The following is a 407-nucleotide window of genomic DNA, read 5'->3' on the forward strand; positions in this document are numbered from 1 at the left end:
TGCAGCATATCCATCCCGTTGCCCGCTGAGAAATTCCACATGTAGTTTTGAATTTTCTTAAATACAAACTGGTAGTCCTCTGGAAGGGCTTCAACCCGTGCCATCATCATTTTGTACTCTTTTTTATCGCCAATCATTTTTTTGAACATTTCCAACATGTTATTTTTCCTCCTTTTTTATAAAGCTGAACAAGACACTCCAAAAATATCGGACGGAATATCTTATGAAGCTAGATTGACTTCAAGACGTTGATTTTTGATGATACAAAATCCCATTTTTCCCAAAACAATTCAAGTTCCTGGCGGCCAGCCTCATTAAGTGAGTAAAACTTGCGGGGCGGCCCCATATCTGACGGTTTCTTTTCTATGTTCACAAGTTTTTTCTTTTCTAATCGCACGAGGATGGTA

General features: G+C 38.8%; 2 protein-coding genes. Both read right to left on the reverse strand.

The window, feature by feature from the left end; translation table 11 throughout:
* A partial coding sequence (locus ORL93_RS31025) for a DUF1048 domain-containing protein (RefSeq protein ID WP_141521912.1) occupies positions 1-158 on the reverse strand: 158 nt, incomplete at its 3' end.
* A 71-nt stretch (positions 159-229) separates the two neighbouring features.
* Positions 230-407: PadR family transcriptional regulator (locus ORL93_RS31030; protein ID WP_265960355.1), on the reverse strand; the 178-nt coding region annotated here is incomplete at its 5' end.

Source organism: Bacillus sp. DHT2 (genome assembly GCF_026241455.1).
Taxonomy (GTDB): domain Bacteria; phylum Bacillota; class Bacilli; order Bacillales; family Bacillaceae_G; genus Bacillus_A; species Bacillus_A pseudomycoides.